Below are 24883 nucleotides of genomic sequence, written 5' to 3'. Positions count from 1 at the left end.
CCCCGCGCCTACTGGCTTGCCCAGACAATCCGCGCCACCCATTCGACATCGCGCATGGGGATGTCGCGGTCCGGGTGATCGGGATTGAGGGAGACCAGCGCGATTGACCTCGGTGTCTGGCCGTCGAGCACCTTGGCCATCACCTCGCCGGCATTGGTCTTGACGACGACGCGATCACCCTTTCGTATGGTAGCCCCTGGCTCGACGATCAGGACATCGCCATTGCGATAGAGCGGCAGCATGGAATCGCCCTGGACCTTCAAGGCATAGGAGGTTTCGGTTGCCCGTGCCGGAAGCTCGATCAGGTCCCATCCCTGCCCCGCTGGAAACCCGGCGTCGTCGAAGAAGCCACCGGCGCCCGCCTGGGCGAAGCCGAGCAGCGGCACCGACGATCTCTGCACGGGTAGTGCGCCGGAATGACTCCGACCCTCGACCAGCCCCGCAAATTCATCCAGCGAGGCGCCGGTTGCCTCGATGATCTTGGCCAGCGATTCGGTCGACGGCCAGCGCGGCCGTCCATCTGAGGACAGCCGCTTCGATTTGTTGAAGGCGGTCGAGTCGAGGCCAGCGCGCCTGGCCAGTCCAGAGGCCGAAAGCGAATAACGCTCGGCAAGAGCGTCGATGGCGGCCCAAACGCGGTCGTGCGAGAGCACCTTGCTCTTCCTTCGAAACAGGAAAAAATACCTTCCCTGTTCTATCCCTTGGCCGCCATCTTGTCCACCGCCGAAGACGGGGTCAGGCTGCCTCCTTGGCCTCGTCTCTGGTATAGGGATCGAAGCGCTCGTAGAAGGTCTCGCCCTTCTCGGCCATATCAAGCAGCAGCTTCGGCGCCTTGAACTCGGTGCCGTATTTCTTCTGCAGGCGCTTGGCGAGTTTGACGAATTTCTTCGCGCCGATGCCGTCGATGTAGGACAGTGCACCGCCTGTATAGGGCGCGAAGCCGAAGGCCAGGATCGAGCCGACATCGGCCTCGCGTGGGTCGGTAACGATGCCCTCTTCCATCACCCGTACCGCCTCAAGCGCGATGGTGACCAACAGCCGCTGCTTCAGTTCCTCATAATCGACCTGCTCCGGCGCCAGCTGCGGGTAGAGATCCCTGAGGCCTGGCCACAGCTTCTTCTTGGCCGGTTTTGCCGGATAGTCATAGAAGCCCTTGCCGTTCTTGCGGCCCAAGCGACTATGCGTGTCGACCATCGTGTTGATCAGCGCCATCTGCTTCGGATCGACCGCCTTGTCGCCGAGGTCGCGCATGGTCTGCTTCATGATCTTCTGGGCAAGGTCGATCGCCGTCTCGTCGGTCAACGCCAAAGGACCGACCGGCATGCCGGCGGCCTTGGCCGCGTTCTCGATCATTGGCGCCGGAACACCTTCGATCAGCATCTTGTAGGCCTCCGACATGTAGCGCAGCACGCAGCGATTAACATAGAAGCCGCGCGTATCGTTGACGACAATCGGCGTTTTCTTGATGGCACGGACAAAGTCGATCGCGGTTGCCAACGCCTTGTCGCCGGTCTTCTTGCCGAGGATGATCTCGATCAGCATCATCTTGTCGACCGGCGAGAAGAAATGGATGCCGATGAAATTCTTCGGCCGCGCCGAATTCCTGGCCAGCGATGTAATCGGTATGGTCGACGTATTCGAGGCGAAGATCGCCGACGGCTTGAGCACAGCCTCGGCCTGTTCGGTGGCACCCTTCTTTACGGCCGAATCCTCGAATACCGCCTCGACCACAAGATCGCAGCCGGCGAGATCCGCATAGTCGGCCGTCGGCGTGATTAGCGACAGCAACTGATACTTGTCCTGCGGCTTGGCACGGCCCTTCTTTACCTGATCCGAGATCAGGTTGTCGGAATGCGCCTTGCCCTTGGCGGCGGACTCCATGTCGCGGTCGAGCAGCACCACCGGAATGCCGGCCTTGGCCGTCACATAGGCTATACCGGCGCCCATGAAGCCGGCGCCGAGTACGCCGATCTTCTTGAACTTCGTTTCCGGCACACCGGCCGGGCGGCGCGCGCCCTTGTTCAGTTCCTGCAGCGACACGAACAGCGAACGGATCATCGCTGCCGCTTCCCTGGTCTGCATAATCTCGGTGAAATAGCGTTGCTCGATCCGCAAGGCGGTGTCGAACGGTACCAACAGGCCCTCATAGACGCATTTCAGGATGGCGGCAGCGGCGGGATAATTGCCATAGGTCTCTCGGCGCAGAATGGCGATGGCCGGCGGCCACAGATTGGCACCGGCCACCGAATAGATCGGGGCGCCGGGCAGCTTGAAGCCCTTTTCATCCCATGGCGCCACCGGTTTCAAGCCGTTCCTGATCATCGCCTTGGCGGTTTCGACCAGCTTGTCCGGCTCGGCAATCTCATGGATCAGGCCCATCGACTTGGCCTTCTGAGGCGACAGCGTCTGGCCGGACGTCAGCATTTGCAGCGCCTGCTGCTGGTCGGTCAGCCGTGGCACGCGCTGGGTGCCGCCGGCCCCCGGAAAAATGCCGATCTTCACTTCGGGAAGCGCCATCCTCACTTTGTCTGAATCGGCCGCGACACGGCCATGGCAGGCGAGCGACAATTCGAACGCGCCACCCATGCATGTGCCGTTGATCGCCGAAACCCATGGCTTTCCCGAAGTTTCCAGCTTACGGAACAGGCCGTTCATGGTGCCCGCATTGTCGAACAGCGCCTTGGTCGCCTTCTCCGGGTCCTTCGCCTTGTCGGCGGCGAAGGTCGCCAGCATCTTCTGCAGCATGGTGATGTCGGCGCCGCCCGAGAACGTATCCTTGCCGGAGGTGATCACCGCGCCCTTTATCGCTGCATCGCTCGCCACTTTGTCGACGATGGTATTCAGTTCGAGCATCACCTCTTCGGTGAAGACGTTCATCGAACGGTCCGGCATGTCCCAGGTGACCAGCGCAATGCCGTCGGCGTCGATGTCGAGGGTGAAATTGGTGTAGCTCATCATCTCTCTCCGTCAGACGCGTTCGATGATCGTTGCAGTGCCCATGCCGGCGCCGATGCAAAGCGTCACCAGCGCGGTGTTGAGGTCGCGGCGTTCCAATTCGTCCAGCACCGTACCGAAGATCATCGCACCGGTGGCGCCGAGCGGATGGCCCATGGCGATGGCCCCACCATTGACGTTGATCCGGTCATGCGGAATGTCGAAAGCCTGCATGTAGCGCAGCACCACCGAAGCGAAGGCCTCGTTGAGCTCGAACAGGTCGATGTCCGACAGCTTCATCTTCGCCCGCTTCAACAGCTTCTCGGTGACGTCGACGGGGCCGGTCAGCATCAGCACCGGTTCGGAGCCGATGTTGGCGAACGCACGGATGCGTGCGCGCGGCTTGAGGCCGAGCGTCTTTCCCGCCTTTTTCGAGCCGAGCAGCACGGCCGCCGCGCCATCGACGATGCCGGAGGAATTGCCGGCATGGTGGACGTGGTTGACCTGTTCCACCTCGGGATGCTTCTGCACGGCGACGGCGTCGAAGCCGCCCATTTCGCCGGGCATGACGAAGGACGGGTTGAGCGCGGCCAGCGACTGCATGTCGGTCGAGGGCCGCATATGTTCGTCATGGTCGAGGATGGTCAGGCCGTTCTGGTCCTTGACCGAGATCACCGAATTCTTGAAGCGGCCCTCGCCCCACGCCTTGGCGGCACGCTTCTGGCTTTCGACCGCGTAGGCATCGACGTCGTCGCGCGAAAAGCCGTATTTGGTGGCGATCAGGTCGGCCGAGATTCCTTGCGGCACGAACCAGCCGGGCAGGCCGACCGATGGGTCCATGAACCAGGCGCCGCCGGAGGCGCCCATGCCGACGCGCGACATCGATTCGACGCCACCGGCAATGACGATCTCGTCGGCGCCCTGCGCGATCTTGGCGGCGCCGAAATTGATGGCGTCGAGGCCCGAGGCGCAGAAGCGCGATATCTGCATGCCAGGCGCCTTGGTGTCGTAGCCGGCCTCGAAAGCGGCGGCACGTGGAATGACCGCACCCGCCTCGCCAACCGGATCGACACAACCGAAGATGATGTCGTCGACGGTGCCGGTGTCCAGCCCGTTGCGGTCGCGGATGGCCTCGAGCACCTTGGCGCCGAGCCGCACCGCCGGCACTTCGTGCAGCGAGCCATCCTTCTTGCCCCTGCCGCGCGGCGTGCGCACGGCATCATAGACATAAGCTTCGGCCATTTTCCTGCTCCTTGGGTTTGCTGAAACTCGCTCAGAGCGAGCGCCCGATCAGCAATTTCATGATCTCGTTGGTGCCGCCGTAGATGCGCTGGACGCGGGCGTCGCGGAACATGCGCGCAATCGGATATTCATTCATGTAGCCATAGCCGCCATGCAATTGAAGGCATTCGTCGACGACTTTTCCTTGCAGGTCCGACAGCCAGTATTTGGCCATAGACGCGGTCACCGGGTCGAGGCCGCCGTTAATGTGACGGGCAACGCAGTCATTGTAGAAGACGCGGCCGATGGTCGCCTCGGTCTTCAATTCGGCAAGCTTGAACTGGGTGTTCTGGAATTCGATGATGGGCTTGCCGAAGGCCTTGCGCTCCTTGACGTAGTCGATGGTAAGCGCCAAGGCCCGCTCGACCATGGCGATAGCAGTGGTGCCGATCTGCAGCCGCTCCTGCGGCAATTGTTGCATCAACTGGACGAAGCCCTGGCCTTCGTCGTTGCCGAGCAGGTTCGAGGTCGGCACACGTACGTCGTTGAAGAACAGTTCCGACGTGTCGTTGGCCTTGAGGCCGATCTTGTCGAGGTTGCGGCCGCGCTCGAAACCTTCCACCTCGTCAGTCTCGACGACGATCAGCGAGATGCCCTTGGCGCCCTTCTCAGGATCGGTCTTGGCAACGACGATGATGAAATTGGCGAGCTGGCCGTTGGTGATAAAGGTCTTCGAGCCGTTGAGCTTGTACTGGTTGCCGTCCTTTTCGGCGCGCGTCTTGACGCTCTGAAGGTCGGAGCCCGCACCGGGCTCGGTCATGGCGATGGCGCCGATCAGCTCGCCGGTCGCCAGCCTCGGCAGCCATTTCTTCTTCTGCTCGTCCGAGCCGTAATGGAGGATGTAGGGGGCAACGATCGAATTGTGCAGGCCAATGCCGAACCCGTCGACGCCGACATGGCCGATCGCCTCGATGATGGCGCTCTCATGCGCGAAGGTGCCGCCCGATCCGCCATATTCCTCCGGCATAGAGGCGCAGAGCAGGCCGGCAGCACCCGCCTTCAGCCAGCTCTCGCGGTCGACCATTTCGTTCTTCTCGAACTCGTCGTAACGCGGCGCGATCTCTTCCGACATGAAGCGGTGCGCCATGTCGTAAAGCATGCCGACCTCGTCCGCCGCCCAGGCGGGCTTGGGAAGGCCAAGGATTTCGGCGGGGTGGGTCATGGTTTCTCCCTCGCGCCGACGTTCCCCTCCCCCTCGAGGGGAGGGTGGCCGCGAAGCGGCCGGGTGGGGTCGCCGATGACTTGCTCGACCTTACCTTTTACAACCTGCGCCATGTGCCACGGCATTGCGATCATTTTCCTCCAAGGCATGCACCAGAATGGAGGTCGGCGCACTGCACGCAGGACCCCTCCCGGCCCTTCGGGCCACCATCCCCTCGAGCGGGAGGGAGACGCCGAACCTAGAACGCTTCCGCCGGCAGTGCCATCAATGTGTCGGCGCCGCTGGAGATGCGGGCAAGATGCGCCGACGTCTCCGGCATGATCCGCTCCATGAAGAAGTGCGCCGTCACCAGCTTGTTGTCGTAGAAGGACGAAGCGCCGTCGGCGCCGTTCGCCAATTTCGCTGCGGCCACCTTGGCCATCTGCGCCCACATATAGCCCAGCGCCACCAGGCCGAAGAGATGCATGTAATCGGTCGAGGCGGCACCGGCGTTATCGGGCTTGGCCATGCCGTTCTGCACCAGCCACATCGTCGCCGTCTGCAGATCGTTGAGGCCCTTCTTCAGCGCCTTGGTGAAGGGCGCCATCGTCTCGTCGGTGCGGTTTTCCTCGCAGAACTCTCCGACTTCCTTAAAGAAAGCCTGGACCGCGCGGCCGCCATTCAAGGCCAGCTTGCGGCCGACGAGGTCGAGCGCCTGGATGCCGTTGGCACCCTCATAGATCATGGCGATGCGCGCATCGCGGACGAACTGGCTCATGCCGTGCTCTTCTATATAGCCGTGGCCGCCGAAGACCTGCTGCGCCATTACCGCATGATCGAACCCCTTGTCGGTGAGCACGCCTTTGACCACCGGCGTCATCAGGCCGGTGTAGTCGTCTGCGACCTGGCGATCTTTGTCGTCACCGGAGCGGTGAGCGATGTCGGACTTGATCGCCGTCCACAGCGCCAGCGCGCGGCCGGCCTCGTTGAAAGCCTTCATGGTCATCAGGCTGCGGCGGATGTCCGGATGGACGATGATCGGATCGGCCTTCCTGTCCGGCGCCTTCGGCCCTGACAGCGAGCGGCCCTGCAGACGATCCTTGGCGTAGGAAACCGCATTCTGGTAGGCAACCTCAGATAGCGAAAGTCCCTGCAGGGCGACGCCAAGCCGCGCCTCATTCATCATGGTGAACATTGCTTTCAGCCCGCCATTGGCCTCGCCGAGCAGCGTGCCTTCAGCGTCGTCGTAATTCATGACGCAGGTCGAGTTGCCATGGATACCCATCTTCTCCTCGATCGAGCCACAGGAGACGGTGTTCTTCTCGCCCGGATTGCCTGAGGCATCGAGCTTGAGCTTCGGCACGATGAACAGCGAGATGCCCTTCACGCCATCCGGCGCGCCCTCGATACGGGCCAGCACCAGGTGGACGATATTGTCCGACATGTCATGCTCGCCGGCCGAGATGAAGATCTTCTGACCGGAGATCCTGTAGGTGCCGTCGCCATTTGGGACGGCCTTGGTGCGCAGCAAGCCAAGATCGGTTCCGCAGTGTGGCTCGGTCAGGTTCATGGTGCCGGTCCAGGCGCCCTCGACCAGCTTCGGCAACCATGTTGCCTTCTGCTCTTTGGTGCCATGGGTGATGATCGCAGCGATCGCGCCTTGCGTCAGGCCGGCATACATCATCAGCGACATATTGGCCGACACCATGTATTCGGCAACCGCAGTGTGCACCGCGTAGGGCAAGCCTTGCCCGCCAAACTCGACAGGTGCCGCGAGCCCCATCCAGCCGCCTTCGCGATACTGGTCGAAAGCTTCCTTGAAGCCTTTCGGCGTCGTTACCGAACCGTCGTCATGGCGCATGCAGCCTTCCACGTCGCCAACGCGGTTCAGCGGCTGCATCACGTTTTCGGCGAGCTTCGCGCCCTCGGCAAGGATGGCCTCGAGCACATCCGGCGTCGCGTCGGAAAATCCGGGAAGATTGGAATAACGCCGATATCCCAGCACTTCGTTCAGCACGAACAGCGTGTCCCGGACCGGCGCTCTGTAGATCGGCATGCGTTTCCTCCACCATGCGGTCTTGGCCCAGCCCCAGCATATGAGGATGGCAGACGGACCAACGTTGTGGTCGAGATAACAAATATTGACGTTTGCGTAAACGTCAATTCGGCGGTGCGTCAAATTTTCCCCCGCGCGCCAGGACGACAAACGACAAAGCACGGCAAACGACGAAGAACCGCGCAGCGAAAGCCACGCGGCTCTTATTCGTCACAAATCGAAAGCTTAGTTTAGCTCGCTACGCTGGCCTGCGGCGTCGAGCGCTCGATCAGCATTTGCCGGACGGTCGACATCGAAGCACTCAGTTCGCTGATGGCGTCGTCGATCAGCGCCCGCTGCTTCTGCAGACGGGCAAGCTGCTTCTCCGACTTGTCGAGCGCCAGCCGCAATTGCTTGGTGTTGGAGCCGTTCGGATCATAGAGGTCCATCATCTGCTTGACGTCGCGCAGCGAGAACCCGACCTTGCGGCCAAGCAGGATCAGCTTCAGCCGGGCCCTGTCGCGGCGTGTATAGAGACGGGTCGAGCCGTCGCGCTGCGGGTTGAGCAGACCCTTGTCCTCATAGAAACGCAGCGTACGCAGCGTCACTCCGTATTTCTTGGCCATTTCGCCGATGCGGACAAGCTCTTCACCGGCTTCGCTCGACATATCGTTGGTGTTGGCCGCGGCTTGGCCGGGCGAAATAAGTTTCATGGTCACTGGCTTTCCCCGTCTGGTGGCGTCGCGGTCGCGGACCTTGCGTCGCCTGAGTGAAAGCGGGGGCGTACTTCCACTCGTGGTTTCAACAAACAAATCGCAAACGGCGTAATCCGCTCATTTACGTTTACGTCAATTCTATATCGATAGCCGCCTCACCACGCAAGAGCGTTCTGGTCTTGCAACTTTATGCCGCAGCACCAGCGGACAACCTAAAAGGTCGTTGCCGATTTCGGGAGCGATCATGCGGCTGATCAAAATTCTACAACGTCTTTTGCGCGTCCAAAAAAGACACCCGGCGCCGTCGGCGGCCAGCCGACAAAGTTGCAACTTCTTAAGCTTGGTTAACGCGTTGTTTACCACGTTGGGGCGAAATGTGCGCATGTCGGTTACCCGTGTCTATCCTGTACTGAATTTTTCACGGTTTTTCGGAGCGCGGATGAGACCCGGGAAGCTCGTCTTCCACTGCAACAAGCCAAGCAGTCGCCTTCGTCCCGGCAGGACTTTGGGAACCTGGTGAAAGCCAGCAATTCTGAAACGGGCGCATTGATGAACAGCAAGCGGTCCTACCTCGATACACTCAACGCCGGCAGGCAACGCCGGCCGCACACGACGCTTGAAGAGCTCAACCGCTCCCTGGAAACTCTGGAGCAGCGGCTGGAGCGGACGCGCGAGGAGACGGCAAGCCACCCCGATCCGCGCCGACCAGCGGCAGAACCACGCTATCCCAGCGCCCAACCCTATGGCCAGCAGCGCCGGTATGAGGATCCACGCGCGCAGCGGCCGAAAGGTCCAGCAGCGGCTTTCGACCAGAATTACCAGGCGATCGCCCGCGATATCGACCGGGTACGCGGCCAGGAGGACAGCGTCGCCCTAGCCGGCAAGATCGCCGGGGAATTGCGCGGCCTGCGCGAAGACTTGCGCCAGCAGATGACCTCCGGCCTGCAACGCGAGTTCGAGGTACTAAGCAAGAATATTGGGCGAGCCTTCCAGTCAAATGGCGGCGGCAAAGGCAGCGCCGAACTCAGCGTCGAATTCGAGCGGCTTTCCGGCGCCATCCAGACACTGGCCGAAAAAAGCGACGACAGAAGCGTCAATATGCTGCGGCTCGAGCTTGAGCAGGTCAAAGCCGCGCTCGATACGCTGGCGCGCGAGGAGAGCGTGCAGGCGGTCGGACGCCGCTGGGACGATTTCGACCGCCGCTGGAACGCTTTCGAGGATCGCGTCGAGGCCGATCAGCGCAAGCGTTCCGATGCACCCGGCCTGTCGGCGCTGACGGAGCGGCTCGAACAGATCAGCAATGCCGTCAGCAATCTGCCGGAATCGCTGTCGCTGCGCTCGCTCGAGGAAAAGGTCCGCACGCTTGCCGGAGCGGTCGACCATTTCGCCCGCCAGCAGGACAATCGCGGCGGCGACACATTCAGTCAGATCGACGAGCGGCTCGACGAGATTTCCCGCGCGATCGTCGCCTCGACGGTTGCCGCGCAAGCCAATTCGTTCGACCCCGAGCCCTTCGAACGCATCGAGAAGCGGATCGATTCACTGGCCCAGCAAATCGAAGAAGTGTCGCAGGATCGTCCGGGTCGGGAGGTCATCGACCGTCTCAACACATTGTCGAGCCGCGTGGATGAACTGGCCGGCCGAGCCAATCTGCCGGAACAGGCGATGGAGCGCCTTGCCAGGCAAGTCGCGCTTATTGCCGACAAGATCGACCACGCGCCTGCCATGCCCGACGCCGACTACATCTTCCAGGGGCTCGAGCAGCGCTTCGACGTGCTGTCCAGCATGATGGAACGTCGCCAGGGCGACGCAATCGAACAAGGCAACATGCTGTTTCGCGACCTTGAGCGCCGGTTGGACGAGGTCGCCGACAGGCTGGACCAGCGCATGCCGCAGGTCGATAGCGCCGGCATTATGGATGCTATCGACGCCCGCTTCACCGCGCTGGCCAAGCGGATTGAGACGCGCGTTCCAGATCCCGCCAACGAGGCGGCGATCCGTGGCCTGGAGAGCCGGCTCGAAGACATCTCAAGCCGGCTGGATTCGTCCGCGGCGCAGGTCGCCAGCATCGACCCGGCGTTGATCCGCAGCCTTGAAGCGCAGGTCGCCGGCCTGACGGCGCATCTTTCCAAGCCCGGCACGCCGCTGCCGGAATTCGACGACATCAGCCCGCGTCTCAACGAAATCGAGAAGTCGCTGGCCGGAACCCGCGATTCCATCCTCGGCGCGGCGCGCGAGGCGGCTGAGAGCGCCGTCCGCTCACTGGCCGGATCAAGCGCCAACACGGCGGCCGTTACCGGCCTCGCCCAGGACCTGAAGACGCTCGAGGCACTGACGCGCCGTTCGGACGAGCGCAATTCGAGAACGTTCGAGGCTATCCACGATACGCTGCTCAAGATCGTTGACAGGCTTGGTTCATTGGAGACGGGCGAACCGGCAAGCGCGGAGTTGAGCAAGCGTTTCGGCCGGCCATCCAAGATCTCGGTGCAGGACGCACCGTCGATGGACCTCGACCAGCCGCTGCCGTTGACGGGCAGCATGGCCGATCTCGACGGCCGCGCCGCGGCGCTCGTGCGCGACGAGCCAGGTCCGCGTACGCCAGCCGAGGCCGCCGCCGCAGCAGCCCTGGCGGCTCTCGGTTCAGACACGACGCGTGAAAAAACCGAGCAAGGCGGCGGCAGGAAATCGATGTTAGGCGGGCTGGCGCGCGCCTTGAAGGGCAAGAAGGACGCCGAGATGCCGCCGCTTGCAGGCTCGGCGCAGAGCGCCGAGATACCGAGCGTCGATCTCGACGAGCCCCTCGACCCCAAGCTCGCCAACCGGCCACTGGAACCCGGCTCCGGCGCACCCGACCTCAGCGCCATCATGAAGCGCGTGCGCGACGAGCGCGGGCAGCCGACCCGGGAAGGCGGCGCTGAGGCGGCGAAATCGGACTTCATCGCGGCAGCCAGACGGGCTGCGCAAGCGGCGGCCGCCGAGGCGGACGCCCTCAAGCGCCAGTCGACGATGAAAGGCCCGGTCAAGGCACTCAGGATCGGCGACCTGCTCAAGGCGCGGCGCAAGCCGATCCTGATGGGGGCAATCGCCATCATGCTGGCGCTTGCCGGCCTGCAACTGGGCAAAGCCTTCTTCTCCGACCCGGTCGAAGTCACCAACAATGAGGCGGCACCGGCCGTGGCCGTACAGCCGGTGGAAACCGCTTTGGCCAGCGTTGCCAGCGAGCCGAAGGCGGACGCGCAGACGACAACACAGGAGAGCGCGCCGTCGCCCACCGTCAGGCAGGCAGAGCCATCCGCATCGATGACCAAGGACGACACGGCGGCGCAAACCGGCCCCGCTACACCGGCAGCCGAGACATCGACGGCGCCCTCGGCTTCCGCGGCGCCTGCTGACCTGGCGGCGCAAGACACCGCGGCCGCAGTGCCCGCGCCGGCAGCGGCGACGGCCAGCGACGCCGAGCCAATGGCTGCCGCGCCTGCTATAGCCACCACTGCGACGCAGGACACGACCGGCACGGTGCCGCCGGCGGATGCTGCCGCGGCAGGCGTTGCCAAGATCGACGTTCCGGCCGATGCGGGTCCGGCCGCCCTGCGCGATGCAGCGGCCGGCGGCGACGCCAAGGCGCTGTTCGAGATCGGCTCGCGCTACGCCGAGTCTCGCGGCGTCAAAGAAGACATGGCGGCGGCGGCCAAATGGTATGAGAAAGCTGCCGAACTCGGTTTCGTACCGGCAGAATACCGCATCGGCAATTTCTACGAGAAGGGCGTCGGCGTCGCACGCGACATCAAGAAAGCGAAAACCTGGTACCAGCTTGCCGCAGCGCAGGGCAATGCCAGCGCGATGCACAATCTTGCCGTGCTGTTTGCGATGGCGACGGATGGCGTGACCGACAATGAATCGGCAGCGCGCTGGTTCCAGGCGGCGGCGGATCTCGGTGTCAAGGATAGCCAGTTCAATCTCGGCATCCTCGCGGCGAAGGGCGTCGGCATGAAGCAGAACCTCGAGGAGAGCTACAAATGGTTCGCACTCGTCGCCAAGACCGGCGACAAGGATGCGGCGGCCAAGCGCGACGAGATCGCCAAGGCGCTGAGGCCCGACCAGCTGGAGCGTGCGCGGGCCGCGGCTGAACTGTGGAAGGCCAAGCCGCTCGATCCAGCCGCCAATTCGGCCGACGTTCCTGAATCGTGGCAGGACGGCACACCGCAGACGACCGCCGGCATCGACATGAAGAAAGCGGTCCAGAACATCCAGCGCATTCTCAACAAGAACGGCTACGAGGCCGGCAATCCCGACGGCATGATGGGCCAGAAAACCAAGAACGCGATCATGGCCTTCCAGGCCGACAACGATATGAAGGCAACCGGCGCGATCGACGAAAAGCTGGTCAAGGCGCTGCTTGCGCGTAAATAACGGCGGATGCGTCGTTTCCGCGACGCCTTTGCCACAGATTTGCCTGTTAACTGATTGAGTTGTTTTTTGTTTCGGCGGTGCTGCGAAGTTTGACTTCACGGCCCGGCCGGCGCAAGAACGAGATAGCCTTCTGACGCAAAAATGCCCGCAACGGTTGCATTCGCCAGGAGGCAAACTGATCGAGACTGACGGGTGGGCATCTATCTCCCGATCGCGGAAATTTCCGTCAACATCTTCGTGCTGCTGGCCATGGGTGCGGCGGTGGGTTTCCTGTCGGGCATGTTCGGCGTGGGCGGCGGCTTTCTCATTACGCCGCTGCTGATCTTCTACAACATACCGCCGGCAATCGCGGTCGCCACCGGCGCCAACCAGGTCATCGCTTCCTCCTTCTCCGGCGCCCTGTCGCACATGAAGCGCGGCACGCTCGATTTCAAGCTCGGCGGCGTGCTTTTAGCCGGCGGCATCGTCGGCTCGACCGGTGGTATCTATGTCTTTGCGCTCCTGCGCCGGCTCGGCCAGCTCGACCTGTTCATCTCGCTGCTCTACGTCGTGCTGCTCGGCACCGTCGGCGGACTGATGCTGGTCGAGAGCGTCAATGCGCTGCGCGCCACTCGCAGCGGCGCCGCACCGGTGTTGAAGAAATCCGGCCAGCATAATTGGATCCACCGCCTGCCGCTGAAGATGCGGTTCAGGGCCTCGAAGCTCTTCGTCAGCGTCATTCCGGTGCTTGGGCTGGGCGCGGCGATTGGCTTCCTGTCCTCGATCATGGGCGTCGGCGGCGGCTTCATCATGGTGCCGGCCCTGATCTACCTTTTGAAGGTGCCGACCAACGTCGTCATCGGCACCTCGCTGTTCCAGATCATCTTCACCTCGGCTTACACCACGCTGGTCCACGCCACCACCAACCAGACGGTCGACGTCATGCTCGCCTTCCTGTTGATGGCAGGCGGCGTCGCCGGCGCGCAATATGGCGCCAAGGCTGGTCAGAGGCTGCGGGGCGAGCAACTCAGGGCGCTGCTGGCGCTGCTCGTGCTGGCGGTAGCCATCCGGCTTGCCATCGATCTTTTCGTCACGCCGCCCAATCTCTATTCTCTGTCCGGCGTGGGCCTGAGCTGATGGCCGGCCTAAGGACGCTCGCGGCCGCCGCCTTGCTGTCGCTGCTGGCTGCTGCGCCATCGGCGAAGGCGCAGGCGCCACTAACCGAAAACATCCAGATCGGCCTTTCCACCGACAATGTCTCGATTACCGCCGGCTTTTCCGGCGCCGACCTGACCATTTTCGGCTCGCTGGAAAATGCCGATCCGCTTGTCGCGCGGCAAGGGCGCTACGACGTGATCGTCGTGCTGGAAGGCCCGGCTCGGCCGGTCGTCGTGCGCCGCAAGGACCGGGTGCTCGGCGTCTGGGTCAATCTGGAGTCGGAGACCTTCAAAAACGTACCTGTCTCCTATTCGGTGGCGACGACGCGGCCGCTGCAGGACGTCACCGATCCGAACAGCTACAAGCAGCTGTCGCTTGGCGCCTCCAACCTCTATTTGCAGCCCGCCGACGCGGAGGACAGCCCGGCGACAATCGAGGAGTTCACCGCCGCGCTGCGCGAACGCAAGGCGGCGACCGGCCTCTACAGCGAGAATGTCGGCGGTGTGCAGTTTCTGTCGCAGAACCTGTTCCGCGCCACCGTCAGGCTCGCCCCAAACGTTCCGGTCGGCACCCATAAGGCCCGCGCCTTCCTGTTCAAGAGCGGCTTGTTCATCAAGGAAAGCTCCGCCCAGCTCGAAATCCGCAAGTCCGGTTTCGAACAGTCGATCTTCCGCGTCGCGCACGACTATTCCTTCCTCTATGGTGTCTTTGCCGTATCGCTGGCCATGCTGACCGGCTGGCTCGGAAGACTGGTGTTCAGGAAAGACTGAACTCTCGTAAAAGTGGTTTCCCTTTCCGAGGGTATGGGTTAGACCGCGACCCCCGGCCCGACCGGATACGAGCTGCTGCTCCCCAAATCAGAACTACAGGAACGCACGATGCGACCAGCATTTGCCGGTATCGACTTCGGCACTTCGAATTCCACCGTGAGCGTGGTCAGGAACGGGCAGCCGCGGCTGGTGGCGTTGGAAGACGGCCAGGTCACGCTGCCCAGTGCGGTATTCTTCAATTTCGAGGACAACCTCACCTATTTCGGGCGACGCGCCATTGCCAACTATACGGACAGTATCGAAGGCCGCCTGATGCGCTCGCTGAAGAGCGTGCTCGGCAGCTCGCTCGCTCACGAAAAGACGCGCATCAAGGTGCGCTCGATCGGCTTCATGGAAATTGTCGGCCTATTTGTCGGCCACCTGAAAAAGAAGCTGGAAGAAGAAGCCCATGACGCGGTCGACAGCGTCGTGCTGGGACGGCCCGTGCAGTTCGTCGACGACGATGCCGAGGCCGATGCGAAGGCGGAGCACCAACTCGAAAACGCCGCTCGCGCCCAAGGCTTCAAACATATCGCCTTCCAATTCGAGCCGATCGCGGCGGCACTCGATTACGAACAGAAGGTGACGCGCGAGGAACTGGCGCTGATCGTCGACATGGGCGGCGGCACGTCCGACTTCTCGATCGTGCGGGTCTCGCCCGAGCGCGCCCGCTCGCTCGACCGCAAGGACGACATACTGGCCAGCCGCGGCATCCACATCGGCGGCACCGATTTCGACCGGCTGCTGAGCATCGCCCATGTAATGCCGCAGCTCGGTTATTTGACGCCAACCAAGGACGGCAAGCGCAATCTGCCGGCGAGCTACTTCATCGAGCTGGCGACATGGCAGCGCATCAACCTGGTCTACACAGCGAGGGCGATGACGCATCTGCGCCAGATCCGCTACGAGGCGGAGCGCCCGGACCTGGTCGAGCGCTTCATCCACATCGTCGAGCATCGTTACGGCCATGCGCTGGCGGCGCTGGTCGAAAAGGCCAAGATCGAGCTGACGGACCGATCGTCGGCCGATGTCGAGGTCGCGCTGCCCGAGGTGAGGTTCACGGCAGAAATCACGCGCAAGGGTCTCGAAGCCACCATAGTCAGGGACATTGAGCGTGTTGCGGCTACGGTCGAGCAGACCATCCGCGACGCACAGGTGAAGGCCTCGGACATCACCGCGGTGTTCCTGACCGGCGGATCGACCGCGATCCCGCTGGCCAGGCAGCAGATCCTGGCGCTGGTGCCGCAGGCGTCGGTAATCGAAGGCGATGTGTTCGGCTCGGTCGGGCTTGGACTGGCGCTCGACGCGCAGCGGAAGTTCGGCTGATCGGCTTAAAGCGGCGCGGATCTCTCAGCTTTGCCGCCAAGATGCGCCTTGAGCGCCATCTGGGCCAGGCTTGGCTGCCGGTCGCGATGCGTGATCATGGCAAATTCGCGCTTCGGCAGATCGACCGGCACAGAACGCAGGCTGCCTTCGGCGACCGCGCGGGCGACGACGAGTTCCGAGATGATGCTGGCGCCGGCGCCGGCCTCGACCGCCTGGCGAATAGCCTCATTGCTCGGCAATACCAGGAATATCTGCAGGTCCGCGAACGAAACCCCGTCGCGTCGGGCAAGGTCCTCCAGCGCCTCGCGTGTGCCCGACCCGCCTTCGCGAATGATCCAGCGAAGCCCGCCAAGGTCGGGATGTCCAGGCGAAACTTCCGCGATCTCAGGGTGCGAGCGCGCCACGACCAGCATCATGCGATCGATATCGACCTTGGCACGCCGCAAAATGTCGGATTCGGTGCGCCCCTCGACCAGGCCAAAATCGGCTGCGCCATCAAGTACATTGGTCTCGACCTGCCTGGTGTTGCCAATGCTCACACTCAGCCTGACGGCAGGATAGGCTTCGTGGAAAGAGGCGAGCCGGCGCGGCAGCCAATAGCTGGCGATGGTCTGGCTGGCAGCTATCGAGAGACTGCCTGATATCGTCTGCGAGACATGCTCCAGCACATTGTGGGCCGCCGCAGCCCGCTCGAGGACCGCCTTGGCTTCGGGCAAGAATCGGCGTCCGGTCTCGGCGAGCTCGATGTTGCGGCCGACGCGGTTGAACAACTGGACGCCATGCTGCAGTTCGAGCGAGCGGATCGCGGCGGATGCGGCCGACTGTGAGATGCCCAGCAACTCGGCCGCTTTGGTCATGTGCGCCCGTTCGGCGACGGCGACGAAGATCCGCAATTGGTCCAGAGTCATGCCAGCAATTAAGAAGCAACTCCGATTAGAATTACAAGAGCAATTTGTTAGACAGATTGATTGCTTTGTTCTAAATTTTGGCTCGAAATTGGAAAAAAGTCGCGCCAGAACAGTCGAGGGTAGAGATTTGGTGAGGCTGTTCAAATCGGTGTTCACGCATTGGTCCCGCAGCCTGCGGTGGCGGCTCGTCGGTGAACGCTATCGTCCGGAACAACATTACATGCGCGGCCCAGGTCCGAAGACGAGAGCCAAGGCCGCCGAACGCAAAAACATCGCCGGATCATGACCAACAGACCGCTGCGCGGCGCCAACTCAGCACCATCCCAACGGCCGCTCGCCGATACCCGCCCGCCCGCTGAAGGCGACGGCGTCGATACGTCGCCCGATGTCTCCGACAGCGTCGCCAAGACGACTTGCTATATGTGCGCCTGCCGCTGCGGCATCGACGTCCATATCAAGGACGGCAAGGTCCGCTACATCAACGGCAACAAGGATCACCCGGTCAACCGCGGTGTGCTGTGCGGCAAGGGCAGCGCCGGCATCATGCAGCATTACAGCCCGGCCCGGCTGAAGAAGCCGCTACTGCGAACCGGCCCGCGCGGCTCGGGTGAGTTCCGCGAAATCGAGTGGGAGGAAGCCTTGTCGATCGCGACAGAACGGCTTTCGAACATCCGCCGAACCGATCCGAAGAAACTTGCCTTCTTCACCGGGCGCGACCAGTCGCAATCGCTGACCGGCTGGTGGGCGAGCCAGTTCGGCACGCCGAATTTTGCCGCCCATGGCGGCTTCTGCTCGGTCAATATGGCGGCCGGCGGCCTCTACACGATTGGCGGTTCGTTCTGGGAGTTCGGCGAGCCCGACTGGGACAACACCAAATATTTCATGCTGTTCGGGGTTGCCGAAGACCATGATTCCAATCCGATCAAGATCGGCCTCGGCAAGCTCAAGGCGCGCGGCGCCAAGGTGGTTTCAATCAATCCCTGCCGCACCGGCTATAATGCAATTGCCGACGACTGGATCGGCATCCGGCCCGGCACCGACGGCCTGTTCGTATTCGCCCTCATCCATGAATTGCTGAAGGCAGGCCGCATCGATCTCGAGTACCTCTTGCGCTACACCAATGCCCACATCCTGGTCGTTCAGGAGCCTGGAGCTGTCGATGACGGGCTGTTCATGCGCAATGGCGACGGCAATCCGCTGGCTTGGGACAGGGTGGCGAAGATGCCTGTCGACGCCGGCGATACCGACGCAAAGCCCGCACTGACCGGCAGCGTTCTCGTCGACGGCCGCCGATGCGTGCCGGTCTTCCAACTCGTCGCCGACCGCTATCTGGACGAGTGCTATTCGCCCGACGCCGTCGCTGACCGGTGCGGCATCTCCGCCGACACCATCCGACGCATTGCTGCAGAACTCGCTCATGTCGCCTTCGAACAGCAAATCGAACTGCCGGTGGCCTGGACGGACTGGGCCGGCCGCCGGCACGAGACCATCAAGGGTCGGCCGGTGTCGATGCATGCGATGCGCGGCATCTCGGCCCATTCGAACGGATTTCACACTTGCCGCGCCATTCATCTGCTTCAGGTGCTTCTCGGCACGGTGGACGTGCCGGGCGGCTTCCGCTTCAAACCGCCTTATCCGCGGTCCGCGCCGCCGGGTCCAAAGCCCGCCGGCAAGAATGTGAAGCCGATGACACCACTCGAAGGCATGCCGCTCGGCTTCGTCTGCGGGCCGGAAGACCTGCTGATCGACGGAGGCGGCAAACCGATCCGTATCGACAAGGCCTATTCCTGGGATGCGCCGCTGGCCGCACACGGACTCATGCACACGGTCATTCGTAACGCCTGGGCCGGCGATCCCTACACGATCGACACGCTGTTCATGTACATGTCCAACATGGCCTGGAACTCGTCGATGAACACCGTCGAGACGATGGCGATGCTGACCGACGCGGACATATCGGGCGAATACAAGATCCCGTTCATCATCTATTCCGACGCTTATTATTCCGAGACCGTGCCTTTTGCCGATCTGGTGCTGCCGGACACGACCTATCTCGAGCGTCATGACTGTATCAGTCTGCTCGACCGGCCGATCAGCCACGCCGACGGGCCGGGCGACGCCATCCGCCATCCCGTCGTCGAGCCGGACCGCGACGTCAGGCCGTTCCAGACGGTGCTGATCGAACTCGGCGCGCGGCTCAGCCTGCCCGGCTTCGTTGACGACGACGGCTCCGCCAAATACCGCGACTATGCCGACTACATCGTCAATCACGAGCGCACGCCAGGTGTCGGTCCGCTCGCCGGCTGGCGCGGCGAGGACGGGACCTCGGTCGGGAAGGGCGACGTCAATCCCGACCAGTTGCAGCGCTACATCGACAATGGCGGCTTCTGGCACCAGGACTTCGCCGCCGATCAGCGCTACTACAAGATGGCCAACCGCTCCTATCTCGACTTCGCCGAGAACATGGGCTTCATCCCGAAAGCCGAGCCGATCGTGTTCCAACTCTATTCGGAGCCGATGCAGCGCTTCCGCCTTGCGGCGCGCGGCCATGGCCGGGTGCTGCCGCCGGAGGCGGAGCGCAGCCGCATCGAGACCTATATGGATCCGCTGCCATTCTGGTATGCGCCCTTCGAAGAGGCTGCGGTCGACAGCCAAGCCTATCCGCTGCACGCGCTGACGCAGCGGCCGATGCACATGTACCATTCCTGGGGCGGGCAGAATGCCTGGCTAAGGCAGATCACCAGCCAGAACCGGCTGTTCGTGCACGATCGGACCGCCGCCAGCCTCGGGCTTGTCGATGACGACTGGGTGTGGATCGAGAGCATCAACGGCAAGGTCAAAGGACAGATCAAGCTGGTCGACGGCGTCAACGCCAATACGGTGTGGACGTGGAATGCGATCGGCAAGCGTCGCGGCAGCTGGGGGCTGAAGGATGATGCGGCCGAATCCAATCGCGGCTTTCTACTCAACCACATCATCGGCGACCAGACCTCTGCCGATGCGAATGGCAAACACTATTCGAATTCCGATCCTGTCACCGGCCAGGCGGCATGGTTCGACCTGCGCGTGCGCATCGTCAAATGCGCAGACGAGGAAGCAGGCTTCACCGAACCGCAGTTCGAGCGGTTCCGACAGCCCCCGCATTTTGAGCCCCCGCCCGATAAGCTTAGTTTCGGCGCCGAATTCCGTCGGGAAAGAGAAGCTGCCAAATGACTTGCCTTCCCACCCATACCGACAAGAAGCTCGGCCTTGTCATCGATCTCGACACCTGCGTCGGCTGCCAGGCCTGCGTTACCGCCTGCAAAGAATGGAACACCGGCGGCCATATGGCGCCGCTAACCGACATCGACCCCTATGGCGGCAATGTCGACGGCGTCTGGTTCAACCGCGTGCACAGTTATGAGCACATGACCGAGATGGGTGGGCGCACGGTCAATTTCCCACGCTCCTGCCTGCACTGCGAGACGCCGGCGTGCGTCACGGTCTGCCCGACCGGCGCCTCCTACAAGCGGGCGTCGGATGGCATCGTGCTGGTCGACGAGGACAAATGCATCGGCTGCAAACTGTGCAGCTGGGCCTGTCCCTACGGAGCGCGCGAATTCGACACCAATGTCGGCGTGATGAAGAAATGCACGTTGTGCGTCGACCGCATCTACAACGACAATCTGGCGGAAGAAGATCGCGTGCCGGCCTGCGTCGCTGCTTGCCCGACCAGCGCGCGGCATTTTGGCGATCTGGGCGATCCGGCATCCGCTATCTCGCAACTGGTGGCCGAGCGCGGCGGTGTCGATCTGATGCCGGAAATGGGCTATAAGCCGACCAACAAATATCTGCCGCCACGTGCCCACACCACCCGCGCCGCATCGGTGCCGGCGCCAGCGCTTGAAGCGGTGCGGGCCGAAGGCGGCTTCCTCGGCTGGGTCGACCGCATGCTTTCGAACTGACCCGTGCCTTCATGCATCCAGCCTTCTCCGTCGTCTTTTTCACCACGGCCACGGGCGCCGGTTACGGCCTGCTCGCGCTGCTTGGCGTGCTCGCCGGACAGGGCTTTATCCCGCCCGATTTCTGGCTTGGCCTCACCGGCATGGGGCTGGCGCTTGGCCTGATCTCGACAGGCCTGCTGTCGTCGGCCGGCCATCTCGGCCGGCCCGAACGCGCCTGGCGTGCCTTCTCGCAATGGCGTAGCTCATGGCTGTCGCGCGAAGGTGTTGCCTCGGTCGCCACCTTCGTGCCGGCGGGGTTGTTCGGTATTGGCTGGGTGGTCCTCGGCCGTACGAGCGGCTGGGCGGCTGTCGCCGGGCTGCTCGCTGCCATCGGCGCGGTCGCAACCGTCTGCACCACCGGCATGATCTACGCGTCGTTGAAGCCGATTGCCCAGTGGCACAGCCGCTTCACCCTGCCCGCCTACCTGGTCTTTTCGGCGATGACCGGCAGCGTACTGCTCAACGCCCTGCTGCAGGGATTTGCCGCAGGCTCGAATATGCTTCTGGCGGCTGCCCTGTTGCTGACCGCGCTCGGCTGGGGTTTGAAGCTGGCGACCTGGCGATACAATGACAGGCTGGAGATCCCGACCAATGCCAACACCGCAACCGGGCTTTCCGGCGGCACGGTGCGGTCGCTGGAATGGCCGCATACCGAGGAAAACTATCTGCTCAAGGAGATGGGCTTTCGCATTGCGCGCAAGCACAGCGCTAAACTCCGCCAGATCACGCAGGTGCTGGCCTTTGCTTTGCCCGCGTTGCTGCTGGTCGCGGCGTTCGCCTTGCCGTGGCCCTATGCGGCAGCACTGTCGATACTCGCCGCAATCGCCCAACTCGCCGGAATGCTGGTCGAGCGCTGGCTGTTCTTCGCCGAGGCCAAGCACACGGTCACTTTGTACTACGGCAGGTAGGTTCAGCCCGGCCTGAGCATCGCGTGGGAAATCGCGAAAATGCGCTCTGTGCCAAGCATATAGGCCATCAGCGTTTCGCGGCGGAACAGCCCGGCATAGGCGCGATCGAGCACGTTGAGCGAGCCGGTATAGGCGCCGAAAGCCGGCATGATCATGCGGCCGCCATCGCCGGCAAAGCAACGACGCCGCACCGAACGGCCTTGCTGCACGATGCGGGCGCAAGGATGCAGGTGGCCTGATATCTCGCCTTCCACTCTCACCGCCGAAGGCTCGTGCCGGAAGAGTAGCGAGCCTATGGCCAGCTCGCGCACGGTCTCGCCTGGCAAGTCGGCCGGCGCTTCTGGATCATGATTGCCGGCGACCCAGAACCAGTCGCGCCCGACCATCAGCCCTTCCAGCCTTTGGCGAAAGCTCGCGTGCATACGTGCGGCGCCGCCGCCATCGTGAAAACTGTCGCCCAGGCTGATAACGATCGCAGGCTGATAATCGGCGATCACCGCCTGTAGCCGGAGCAACGTCGCACCGGTGTCGTAAGGTGGGACCAGCGTGCCGCGCCTGGCCAGTGATGAGCCTTTTTCCAGATGCAGGTCGGATACGGTCAGAAGCCGGAATTCGGGAAAATAGAGCACGCCGCGACGGTCGCAGATCGCGCGTTCGCCGGCGATACGGACAGCGCGCGCATCCGCCAGAGGCGCAGCCATGGCGAGCGCGACAGTCATTTCGTCCCCATGGCCTCCTCGACCAGTGTGGCTGCATCCATCAGCAGCGTGTCATCGGCCTCGCCGTGCACCGGCATTTTGCCGATCTCGAGCATGATCGGCACGGCGAGCGGCGATATCTGCTCGAGGTTCTTATGCATGATTCGACCTTGGACGCGCGAGAGCATCTCGGCAAGTCTGCTGACATCCAAGAGACCGGTCGCGGCATCGGCACGCGTCGCCTGCAAAAGGATATGGTCGGGCTCGTGGCTGCGCAGCACGTCGTAGATGAGATCCGTCGACACGGTTACCTGGCGGCCGCTCTTCTCCTGCCCCGGGTGGCGTTTCTCGATCAATCCCGAGATCAGCGCGCAATTGCGAAAGGTGCGCTTCAACAACCAACTGCCTGCGAGCCAGGCTTCGAGGTCGTCGCCCAGCATGTCCTGATCGAATAGCGCAGCCAGCGACGGTTTCTTCGCCCTGAACATATGGCCCATATCGGCCAGCGACCATATGGCAAGCGCATAGTCGGTGGCGACGAAGCCGAGCGGCTTGGCTCCCCCCCTGTCGAGGCGGCGGGTGAGCAGCATGCCGAGCGTCTGGTGCGCCAGCCTGCCCTCGAACGGATAGGCCACCAGATAGTGGCGGTTGCCGCGCTGAAAGGTCTCGATCAGCAGATCGTCGCGTTTCGGCAGCACCGACTTGTCGGCCTGGAAGCGTAGCCAGTCGGCGACCTGCTCCGGCAGCTTCTTCCAGCGCTGCGGATCGTCCAGCATGGCGCGGACCTGTTCGGCCAGGTACGTCGAAAGCGGGAATTTGCCACCACCGTAATACGGCACCTTGGCGTCGCTGCCGGGTGCATTCGAGACAAAGCACTCATTCTCGCGGATACCTTCGAAGCGCAGCACCTTGCCGGCGAACATGAAGGTGTCGCCATGCGTCAGCGTTTCGAGGAACGCCTCCTCGATCTTGCCCAGAACCCGGCCGCCACGCGAAGCCGCGCCTCTGCTGCCGGCCTGGACGTAGCGGACGTTGAGCGCCGGCACTTCGATGATGGTGCCGACGTTGAGCCGGTATTGCTGGGCGACGCGAGGATTTGAGACCCGCCACAGTCCGTCCTTGTTCAACCGGATGCGGGCATAGCGCTCGTAGTTCTTTAGCGCATAGCCGCCAGTGGCGACGAAATCGATGACGCGATCGAATGTCGGGCGATCGAGATCGGCATAGGGTGCTGCCGTCCGCACCTCCTCGAACAGCGCATCGGCATGGAACGGCGCACCGCAGGCACAGCCCAGCACGTGCTGCGCCAGGACGTCGAGCCCGCCATCGACCAGCGGCGGCGTATCCTGGGCACCGAGATAATTGGCGTCGAGCGCCGCCCTGCATTCCAGCACCTCGAAGCGGTTGGCCGGTATCAGGATCGCCTTGGACGGCTCGTCCATACGGTGGTTGGCACGGCCGATGCGCTGCGCCAGCCGGCTGGCACCTTTCGGCGCGCCGACATGGACGACCAGGTCGACATCGCCCCAGTCGATGCCGAGGTCGAGCGTCGACGTGGCGACGATGGCGCGCAGGGCGTTCTCGCCCATTGCCTTTTCGACACGCCGGCGCTGCGCGACGTCGAGGGAGCCGTGATGCAGCGCGATCGGCAAGGTCTCCTCGTTGACCCGCCACAACTCCTGGAACAGCAACTCCGCCTGGCTGCGCGTGTTGACGAACAGCAGGGTTGTCTTGTGGCGCTTGATCTCGTTGTAGATTTCCGGCGTTGCGTAGCGGGCCGAATGTCCCGCCCACGGCACGCGCTCCTCCGAATCGAGAATGGAGATGTCGGGCTTGGCGCCGCCAGTGACGACGATCAGTTCGGCCATCGGCCCCGGTGGATTCTGGCTGACCAGCCAGCGCCGCAATTCGTCAGGCTCGGCGACCGTCGCCGACAGGCCTATCGTCTGCAGGGCGGGCATAAACGAGCGCAGCCGGGCCAGCCCGAGCGACAGGAGATGCCCGCGCTTCGAGGTCACCAGCGAATGCAATTCGTCGAGCACGACATAGCGCAGGTCCTCGAAGAAGCGCCTGGCATCGGGCGCGGCAATCAGCAGCGCCAATTGCTCGGGCGTGGTCAGGAGAATGTCGGGCGGCGCCAGCTTCTGCCGCTGGCGCTTGTGTGCGGGCGTGTCGCCGGTGCGCGTCTCGACGGTGACCGGCAGCCCGATTTCTGCGACGGGTTTGCCGAGATTGCGCTCGATGTCGACGGCCAGCGCCTTCAGCGGCGAGATGTAGAGTGTGTGGATGCCTCGATGCGCCTGCCCCGGCCTTCTCCTCGGCCGGCCGGCCAGTTCGGTCAGCGATGGCAAGAACCCGGCCAGCGTCTTGCCGGCGCCGGTCGGGGCGATTAGTAATACCGACCGGCCGCCCTGGGCTTTGGCCAGCAAATCGATCTGGTGGGCGCGCGGCGACCAGCCCTTTTCTTCAAACCATTTGACAAATGGCTCGGGCAGGACGACGGCGGCATTCTGTTCGGCAAGGCGCGGCTGCTCTGTCACGCGCCAGACGTAGCGCGGCGGCGCGCAATCGCCAAGCAGAATCAGAACAAAAGGTGA

The 24883-nt window shown here is 63.1% G+C and carries 16 protein-coding genes; 7 read left to right on the top strand and 9 right to left on the bottom strand.

Annotated elements, in window-relative coordinates:
- Positions 1–8 precede the first annotated feature (8 nt).
- From NKI70_RS22765 to NKI70_RS22740, 6 genes are all read right to left on the bottom strand, one after another.
- Complete coding sequence (locus NKI70_RS22765; RefSeq protein WP_352570363.1) at positions 9–653, bottom strand: S24 family peptidase; 645 nt, start codon at positions 651–653, stop codon at positions 9–11.
- Between the two features lie 82 nt (positions 654–735).
- Complete coding sequence (locus NKI70_RS22760) at positions 736–2955, bottom strand: 3-hydroxyacyl-CoA dehydrogenase NAD-binding domain-containing protein (RefSeq protein ID WP_352724915.1); 2220 nt, start codon at positions 2953–2955, stop codon at positions 736–738.
- Between the two features lie 12 nt (positions 2956–2967).
- Positions 2968–4176: an acetyl-CoA C-acetyltransferase gene (locus NKI70_RS22755; RefSeq protein ID WP_352589120.1), complete on the bottom strand. Its 1209-nt coding sequence runs from the start codon at positions 4174–4176 to the stop codon at positions 2968–2970.
- A 31-nt stretch (positions 4177–4207) separates the two neighbouring features.
- On the bottom strand, positions 4208–5377 hold the full coding sequence (locus NKI70_RS22750; RefSeq protein ID WP_023677334.1) for an acyl-CoA dehydrogenase family protein: 1170 nt from the start codon (positions 5375–5377) through the stop codon (positions 4208–4210).
- A 238-nt stretch (positions 5378–5615) separates the two neighbouring features.
- Positions 5616–7412 (bottom strand): acyl-CoA dehydrogenase, encoded by a 1797-nt coding sequence (locus NKI70_RS22745; RefSeq protein ID WP_352589117.1) that lies wholly within the window; start codon positions 7410–7412, stop codon positions 5616–5618.
- Between the two features lie 230 nt (positions 7413–7642).
- Entirely contained in the window at positions 7643–8104 is a 462-nt protein-coding gene (locus NKI70_RS22740) for a MerR family transcriptional regulator (protein ID WP_023677331.1), read from the bottom strand.
- 552 nt (positions 8105–8656) lie between these two features.
- Here NKI70_RS22740 and NKI70_RS22735 point away from each other — a divergent pair.
- From NKI70_RS22735 to NKI70_RS22720, 4 genes are all read left to right on the top strand, one after another.
- On the top strand, positions 8657–12517 hold the full coding sequence (locus NKI70_RS22735) for a peptidoglycan-binding protein (RefSeq protein ID WP_352724914.1): 3861 nt from the start codon (positions 8657–8659) through the stop codon (positions 12515–12517).
- Between the two features lie 192 nt (positions 12518–12709).
- Positions 12710–13633: a sulfite exporter TauE/SafE family protein gene (locus NKI70_RS22730; protein WP_023676949.1), complete on the top strand. Its 924-nt coding sequence runs from the start codon at positions 12710–12712 to the stop codon at positions 13631–13633.
- Positions 13633–14424 carry a TIGR02186 family protein gene (locus NKI70_RS22725; protein ID WP_352589111.1) on the top strand — a complete coding sequence of 264 codons (792 nt, stop codon included), beginning with the start codon at positions 13633–13635 and terminating at the stop codon, positions 14422–14424. Before NKI70_RS22730 ends, NKI70_RS22725 begins: the two co-directional genes overlap by 1 nt.
- 108 nt (positions 14425–14532) lie before the next feature.
- The gene (locus NKI70_RS22720; RefSeq protein WP_023676947.1) at positions 14533–15789 is read left to right on the top strand and encodes an Hsp70 family protein; all 1257 of its coding nucleotides are present in this window, start codon (positions 14533–14535) and stop codon (positions 15787–15789) included.
- A gap of 5 nt (positions 15790–15794) precedes the next feature.
- On the opposite strand, the gene NKI70_RS22715 is transcribed toward NKI70_RS22720, so the two are convergent.
- Entirely contained in the window at positions 15795–16697 is a 903-nt protein-coding gene (locus NKI70_RS22715) for a LysR substrate-binding domain-containing protein (protein ID WP_352698144.1), read from the bottom strand.
- Between the two features lie 282 nt (positions 16698–16979).
- Between NKI70_RS22715 and NKI70_RS22710 the strand changes: the two genes are divergently transcribed.
- The 3 genes from NKI70_RS22710 to NKI70_RS22700 are packed head-to-tail and all read left to right on the top strand — an operon-like array spanning position 16980 to position 21588.
- Positions 16980–19910: a molybdopterin oxidoreductase family protein gene (locus tag NKI70_RS22710; protein ID WP_352698146.1), complete on the top strand. Its 2931-nt coding sequence runs from the start codon at positions 16980–16982 to the stop codon at positions 19908–19910.
- Positions 19907–20641 (top strand): 4Fe-4S dicluster domain-containing protein, encoded by a 735-nt coding sequence (locus tag NKI70_RS22705; RefSeq protein WP_352455137.1) that lies wholly within the window; start codon positions 19907–19909, stop codon positions 20639–20641. The genes NKI70_RS22710 and NKI70_RS22705 overlap by 4 nt, the downstream gene beginning before the upstream one ends.
- An 11-nt stretch (positions 20642–20652) precedes the next feature.
- On the top strand, positions 20653–21588 hold the full coding sequence (locus tag NKI70_RS22700) for a dimethyl sulfoxide reductase anchor subunit family protein (protein ID WP_023676943.1): 936 nt from the start codon (positions 20653–20655) through the stop codon (positions 21586–21588).
- A gap of 2 nt (positions 21589–21590) precedes the next feature.
- Here NKI70_RS22700 and pdeM read toward each other — a convergent pair whose 3' ends face one another.
- Together pdeM and NKI70_RS22690 are read right to left on the bottom strand one after the other, a co-directional pair.
- On the bottom strand, positions 21591–22307 hold the full coding sequence (pdeM, locus tag NKI70_RS22695) for a ligase-associated DNA damage response endonuclease PdeM (RefSeq protein ID WP_352680465.1): 717 nt from the start codon (positions 22305–22307) through the stop codon (positions 21591–21593).
- On the bottom strand, positions 22304–24826 hold the full coding sequence (locus NKI70_RS22690; RefSeq protein ID WP_023676941.1) for a ligase-associated DNA damage response DEXH box helicase: 2523 nt from the start codon (positions 24824–24826) through the stop codon (positions 22304–22306). Before NKI70_RS22690 ends, pdeM begins: the two co-directional genes overlap by 4 nt.
- Positions 24827–24883: the final 57 nt, after the last annotated feature.

The organism is Mesorhizobium sp. M0500 (assembly GCF_040321165.1).
Lineage (GTDB): Bacteria > Pseudomonadota > Alphaproteobacteria > Rhizobiales > Rhizobiaceae > Mesorhizobium.
This window is presented reverse-complemented; position numbering and strand designations above follow the sequence as displayed.